The sequence below is a fragment of the Acidocella sp. genome, from assembly GCF_052326845.1.
Lineage (GTDB): Bacteria > Pseudomonadota > Alphaproteobacteria > Acetobacterales > Acetobacteraceae > Acidocella.
In genome coordinates, this window is record NZ_JBKQJR010000127.1 from 1 (window position 1) to 5130 (window position 5130).

Here is a 5130-nt window from a genome sequence, read left to right on the forward strand (position 1 = left end):
GCCGAGCACGCGCTTGTAGTGGTTGACGACCGCGACCGCCAGCGTTTTCTTCACCCGCTCCTGGCCAATGATGTACTCGTTCAAGTGGGCCACGAGCTCGCGCGGCGTCGGCAGTTTCTCAAGCTTGGAATTCTTCCGCTGATGTTGCTCAAAGAGGCTTTCGCACATCCCCACGCAGTGGGCGCAGATGTGTGCGATCGGCCGACCCAACGACACGGGAACCAGTGCCCTGCCCTCGATCATGGGCCCGGCCTCGGCGCTGTTCCTTCCGCAGAAATTCACCCAGACTGGCTTCCAAAAACACGAGCCTGGCGTTCCAGAATACACGCATGGCCGCCGACCGCACGCTCATGGCGGTCATCCGCACCGCCCTTTCGCTCATCAGTTTCGGGTTCACGATCTTTAAGGTGGCCCAGAACCTCGTCGCGGAAAATGTCTTGAAGGTCGGCGGCAACGCAGTGCCCCATTTCGGCATCGGTCTGGTCCTGCTTGGCATCATGGTGCTCGGCGTCGGCATCATCTATCATGTGCGATTCATGCGTGTGTTGCGCCTCGATCGGAAGCGAATGGCCGAGGATGGCCTCATCCGCGGCGAGAGCCCATTCCCGCCCTCGTTTACGCTCTTAACCGCGTTTATCCTTTTTGCTTTTGGGCTCGCGGTGATCATGAGCATGCTCTTTCGCGTCGGCCCGTTCGAATGAGGTGCGCGCCAGGGCGCCACGGATGAGGATCTCCCCCTGCCTCGGCGGCGGTGCGGCCGTCATCGCCGCGGCCGGCCTCTTATGTTGCATCGGCACCGCCAATGCCCAGGAACTGGAGCCGCGCGCCTACTCGGCGTCTCCAATTGGCACTAACTTTCTCATCTCTGGCTTCTCGGACACAAGCGGCAGCGTATCGCTCGACCCATCATTGCCGATCACGGGCGTCAAGTCGAAGATCGACGACTACAGTTTCGGCTATGAACATACTTTCGGCCTCCTCGGGCGCTCGGCAAGCGCCGCCATCTTAGCCCCCTACTACAGTGGCGAACTCAAGGGGCAACTCGAGACGCAGAACCAGCGCCTGGACCGGTCTGGGCTTGGTGACGTGAGAATCCGGCTGGCGCTGAACCTGTTGGGCGGCCCCGCGCTCACGCCGGCCGAGTTCATGCGACGTCAGCCAAACACGACACTCGGGGTGAGCCTCGTCATCATACCGCCCACGGGTCAATACGACGCGCAGCGCCTCATCAACATCAGTTCCCATCGCTGGGCCTTCAAGCCCGAGATCGGCCTATCGCAGCCATTGGGAAACTGGTTCGCGGAAGCCTATACGGGCGTCTGGGTCTTCACCGACAACGACGATTACTTTCGCGGGCACGTGCGTGGCCAGGATCCAATCTACACGTTTGAGGTGCATGGAGGCTATACTTTTCGCCCCGGCCTGTGGCTCGCGGCGGATGCAACCTACTACATTGGCGGCACGACCAGCATAAATGACGTGCCCGCGTCCGATTATCAGAAGAGTTCGCGCTTTGGCCTGACACTGTCAGTCCCGATTGCACCGGGTTTTGCCGCGAAACTGAGTTGGTCCAAGTGGCTGACCGGACGCTTCGCCGTGCACTACCAGACGGTCGGCGTGACGCTGCAATACCGCTGGTTCGGCCCGTAAGAACCACCCCGCTGATCGCGTCACTCCAGGAGGGTATCAGGTTGCCCGATGCGCGCGACGGTACCGGGATGGGCCTCCCGGTCGAACCCGGCGCGGTTCAGCCCCCGTGAAGGGGCGACCCGGGATCGGCAGGACTGTGCGGCTGATCGTTTCTGGTTTGTTTGTCATCGCTCTCCTCCTTGGATGTGCGATTGATAGCCCACCAGAATATCGAGAGCGAAACATTCGTTAATTTTATATACTTTTCATTTTTACTCCTTCTAGGGGGAAGCGCCGAACCACTTGCCGTAAATCTGCTGATACGTGCCGTTCTCTCGGAGCTTGAGAAAGGTAATGTCGATCTGTTTTCGCAATGGATTGTTCAGCTGCATCAATAACGCGACTGGCGCAGTGTTGAATTCAGGACCGACCATCTTCACCAATCCCCGTCCCTCATGCGAAGCATAATAAAGGAGCACTGGTGCGCTGAAGACCACGGCATCCACTTTCTTGTCCAAAAGAGCCTGAAACATCTGATCGGTTGTCTGAAACTCCTGAACCTGCGCGCCCTGGTCCAGAAGATAATCCGCCGCGGTGCTGTGCAGTAGTGTGGCGACCGGCTTACCGGGCAAGTCGCTTGGCCCCTCGATCGCGCCTTGAATTTGTTCCACGGTCAGCGTGGTTGTCAGCTGGGCAGTATAGAACGCCACGAAAATCACCCCGGCGAACATCCAGAAAATTGAGAGCGTGCGCGCCAGCCATTGACGCGGCATCCGCTCCTCTTGCGTCATCAGCGCCGATACCGCCCAAAAAATGGCCTGGAAGATGCCAGGGAAGTACTTCCGACTCGAAATGAGGCCGTCTTCGTGTCGCCGTTCGAGCAGCCACATCAGATGTGGCTGGAATCAGCACGAGCAGCAGGGCCATCATGAGCCACAATACGGTCGTTCGCGAAAACATCAGGCGGAGCGTGTCCCATAGTGGGTTTGCGGTCGTTCTCGTTTCGCCGGTGTCCCGCACCATGATCTGCAGGCCGGGTTGCATTATTGGATATGAGAAATCGAATATCTGATCTCGGGCCGAGGTCACGAACACGGGCACGACGGTAAGGTCTACAGTTTTGGATTGCATGGCTTCCTGCAGACCATTTATGTCGGGTTCAAGCCGATAGCTGGTCTTCACCTTCATCTGCTTGGCGATCGCCTCCCAAAGTTCGATGCTGAACCCGGTCATTGAGCCATTCTGCTCCATAATGAACGGTGGAACAACGAGCACGCCCACCCGGATCACCGGGATCTGGCTCTGCACCGGCGCGGCTGCAGAACTGGCGGTTTGTGGATAGGCCGGACCCGCGATCGCGCCGATGATTGTGGCCAATAGTAGACAAAGAGCTTTTTTCAATGAACGCTCCTCCCCACTCCCTACGGAAGCATTAGCCCTGATGCTGCGACCATTGTCTGGCGTCGAATGATTTGAGATAGTTTTTGTTTTGAATTAATTGGGGCTTTGGCTGACCTGCCAAGTTGAAATTAAACGGCATTTTGATGGCAAAGCAAGCATTGATTAGGGATGCTGTGCCCTTTGACGAGTTCGCGCTGGAACTGGATCGTTTCGACCCTGAATGTCTACACTATCCAAGCAAAAGCAAAGAGGGGGCATTCCGTGCGCAAAATCGCAAGGATCTGCAGCTCACTGTATTTCGTCAGCTTCATCAAAATCTCCTCGTCCATAATGCCGAGAAAATTCTACTCATGCGTCCCCTTAATTTCAGGGGGGATTACCCCCCGCAGTCCCCCCAAACGGCCCGCCACCGCCCCGGCTCGCAGGACGGGTACGTTCGGGCGGGTTCGCCCTGACGCGTATGGCAATACGCACTGTCCAGATCGCAGGCCAGACAGCCAGCCGCACGGAGCGGCTGGCCTCCCGGTTCAGGGCGTCATACGAGGATCAGACGACGCTGAGCTGCACATCGACATTGCCGCGGGTGGCGTTGGAGTAGGGGCACACCTGATGCGCCTTTTCCGCCAGTGCTTCGGCCTGGGCGCGCTCCAGCCCCGGCAGCGCGATGGCCAGCGCCACGGTGATGCCGAACCCACCCTCGGAGCGCGGGCCGATGCCGACCGTTGAGGTCACGCTGGCATCAGCCGGCACTTTCGGACCGCCCTGCGAGGCGACGAACTTCATCGCGCCGAGGAAGCAGGCGGCATAACCAGCGGCAAAGAGCTGCTCGGGATTGTTGCCTTCGCCGCCAGCGCCGCCCAGCTCCTTGGGCGTGGTCAGCTTCACATGCAGGCTGCCATCGGTGGTCGCGGCATGGCCATCACGGCCGCCGGTGGCGCGGGCTTCGGTGGTGTACAGAACGTTAACAGACATCGTGGTTTCTCCTTGGGGAAAGGGGCCGGCCCACCATGGACTGGCCTCGGGTGAAAGCGGGGGTCAGTTCGCGCTCAGTGCGGCGCGCAGGAAAGCGGTGCCCTCGGCCACCGCGGCGGTGTCTGCCGGGGTGCCGGCCAGGGCGTTCAGCATCACGAAGTCATGGATGGTGCCGAGATAGCGCGTTGCGGTGGTCGGCACACCGGCCGCGATGAGCTTACGGGCATAGGCCTCGCCCTCGTCGCGCAGCACGTCGTTCTCGTCGGTGATCACCATGGCCTCAGGCTCACCGCGCAGCTGGTCGAGTGTTGCGTTCAGCGGCGAGATATGCGGGTCGGCGCGCAGGCTCACACTGGGCTCATAGGCGTCCCAGAACCAGGCCATCGCCTTGGCCGTCAGCCACGGGCCGTTGGCGAATTCATGGTAGGAGCCGTCATTCATCGCGGCGTCGGTGACCGGGTAGAACAGCAGCTGCGCCTTGATCGCGTGGCCATGCCGCTCCTTGTCCAGCAGCGCCACCACGGCGGTCATGTTGCCGCCCACGCTGTCGCCGGCGATGGCCAGGCGCGTGGCATCAACATTGAATTCCTGCGGATGCGCGGCAACATACTGGGTCACGGCGTAATCCTGCTCGATGGCGACGGGATAGCGCGCCTTGGGCGAGCGCTCGTAATCGACGAACACCACCTCGGCATCGGCACCATCGGCGAGCTGGCGGATCAGGCGGTCGTGGGTGGTGGTATCGCCCATCACCCAGCCGGCGCCATGGAAATAGATGACCACGGGCAGAATACCCTGGGCACCGTGCGGGCGGACGATGCGGATGGCGGTATGGCCTGTGGGCCCGATCGGCAGCACGCGGTCCTCAATATTGGCCATCCGGCTTGGCGACGGGGCCAGACTGCAGCTGATCCAGCAGGGCGCGGGCCTGAGCGGGCGTGTAGGCGTAGATCGGCTTGGCGCCGGACAGGCTGTCGATGAAATGCTGGGTGGTGGGCTCCAGCACCGGGGGGGCGGCAAAGGCGCTGCCGCTGGCAATGGTACTGAGCATAAGGGCCGAGGCGAGGAGGGTACGAACGTTGGACATGACGGGCTCCGTGGGGTTGTACGGCTGGATTGGTCCAGAGC

The 5130-nt window shown here is 60.7% G+C and carries 6 protein-coding genes and 3 pseudogenes; 3 read left to right on the plus strand and 6 right to left on the minus strand.

Features of this window, described 5'->3' with window-relative positions; translation table 11 throughout:
• Nucleotides 1–243, minus strand: a pseudogene (locus ACLPJJ_RS08380) (hypothetical protein); the annotation flags it as partial.
• Nucleotides 244–329: 86 nt separating this feature from the next.
• Here ACLPJJ_RS08380 and ACLPJJ_RS08385 point away from each other — a divergent pair.
• Nucleotides 330–701 carry a YidH family protein gene (locus ACLPJJ_RS08385; protein ID WP_443590504.1) on the plus strand — a complete coding sequence of 124 codons (372 nt, stop codon included), beginning with the start codon at nucleotides 330–332 and terminating at the stop codon, nucleotides 699–701.
• A gap of 22 nt (nucleotides 702–723) precedes the next feature.
• Nucleotides 724–1650, plus strand: a complete 927-nt coding sequence (locus tag ACLPJJ_RS08390; RefSeq protein ID WP_443590505.1) for a transporter — start codon at nucleotides 724–726, stop codon at nucleotides 1648–1650.
• A 260-nt stretch (nucleotides 1651–1910) separates the two neighbouring features.
• Here the strand turns inward: ACLPJJ_RS08390 and ACLPJJ_RS08395 are convergent, their stop codons facing one another.
• Both ACLPJJ_RS08395 and ACLPJJ_RS08400 read right to left on the minus strand, forming a co-directional pair.
• Nucleotides 1911–2519 (minus strand): hypothetical protein, encoded by a 609-nt coding sequence (locus ACLPJJ_RS08395; RefSeq protein ID WP_443590506.1) that lies wholly within the window; start codon nucleotides 2517–2519, stop codon nucleotides 1911–1913.
• 124 nt (nucleotides 2520–2643) lie between these two features.
• Nucleotides 2644–2937 (minus strand): annotated as a pseudogene (locus ACLPJJ_RS08400) (transporter substrate-binding domain-containing protein); the annotation flags it as partial.
• A 215-nt stretch (nucleotides 2938–3152) separates the two neighbouring features.
• On the opposite strand from ACLPJJ_RS08400, the gene ACLPJJ_RS08405 reads away from it, so the two are divergent.
• Nucleotides 3153–3485, plus strand: a complete 333-nt coding sequence (locus tag ACLPJJ_RS08405) for a hypothetical protein (RefSeq protein WP_443590507.1) — start codon at nucleotides 3153–3155, stop codon at nucleotides 3483–3485.
• Between the two features lie 91 nt (nucleotides 3486–3576).
• Here the strand turns inward: ACLPJJ_RS08405 and ACLPJJ_RS08410 are convergent, their stop codons facing one another.
• The 3 genes and pseudogenes from ACLPJJ_RS08410 to ACLPJJ_RS08420 form a co-directional block, all read right to left on the minus strand.
• Nucleotides 3577–4002: an organic hydroperoxide resistance protein gene (locus tag ACLPJJ_RS08410; RefSeq protein WP_443590508.1), complete on the minus strand. Its 426-nt coding sequence runs from the start codon at nucleotides 4000–4002 to the stop codon at nucleotides 3577–3579.
• 63 nt (nucleotides 4003–4065) lie between these two features.
• Nucleotides 4066–4881, minus strand: coding sequence for an alpha/beta hydrolase (locus ACLPJJ_RS08415; RefSeq protein ID WP_443590510.1), 816 nt, complete (start codon nucleotides 4879–4881; stop codon nucleotides 4066–4068).
• Nucleotides 4868–5130, minus strand: a pseudogene (locus tag ACLPJJ_RS08420) (hypothetical protein); the annotation flags it as partial. The gene ACLPJJ_RS08415 and the pseudogene ACLPJJ_RS08420, both read right to left, overlap by 14 nt.

What these genes read in the sequence shown, in the direction of transcription:
- ACLPJJ_RS08385 (WP_443590504.1), top strand. Translation starts at nt 330, where the DNA reads ATGGCCGCCGACCGCACGCTCATGGCGGTCATCCGCACCGCCCTTTCG.
- ACLPJJ_RS08390 (WP_443590505.1), top strand. Translation starts at nt 724, where the DNA reads ATGAGGATCTCCCCCTGCCTCGGCGGCGGTGCGGCCGTCATCGCCGCG.
- ACLPJJ_RS08395 (WP_443590506.1), bottom strand. Translation starts at nt 2,519, where the DNA reads ATGTGGCTGCTCGAACGGCGACACGAAGACGGCCTCATTTCGAGTCGG.
- ACLPJJ_RS08410 (WP_443590508.1), bottom strand. Translation starts at nt 4,002, where the DNA reads ATGTCTGTTAACGTTCTGTACACCACCGAAGCCCGCGCCACCGGCGGC.
- ACLPJJ_RS08415 (WP_443590510.1), bottom strand. Translation starts at nt 4,881, where the DNA reads ATGGCCAATATTGAGGACCGCGTGCTGCCGATCGGGCCCACAGGCCAT.